At 43.5% G+C, this 368-nt stretch carries 1 protein-coding gene; it reads right to left on the reverse strand.

Annotation, left to right across the window (positions count from 1 at the left end; all coding sequences use genetic code 11):
• The coding region (locus SB775_RS27835; protein ID WP_410864382.1) for a 3-hydroxyacyl-CoA dehydrogenase family protein at positions 1-368 on the reverse strand (368 nt) is incomplete at both ends.

A 368-nucleotide genomic window follows, 5' to 3' on the forward strand; every position in this document is an offset into this window, starting at 1 on the left:
CCAAGACCCTCGTGAAGGGTATTCATAATAAATAAACATGTATCCAGTCCGATTAAATCAGCGAGACGAAGCGGACCCATTGGGTGATTCATTCCAAGTGTCATGACACTGTCAATGCTTTCTGCATCTGCCACGCCTTCATAAAGGGTATAAATCGCTTCATTGATCATCGGCATCAATATACGATTTGAGACAAACCCCGGGAAGTCTTCCACTTCAATTGGGGTTTTGTTTAATTTCTTCGCTGTTTCAAAAACGATTTGATACGTTTCGTCATTCGTTTGCAGGGCACGGATGACCTCAACAAGTTTCATGACAGGAACCGGATTCATAAAATGCATGCCAATGACCTGCTCTGGCCTTGTCGT

The sequence above is a fragment of the Peribacillus sp. SIMBA_075 genome (assembly GCF_046534585.1).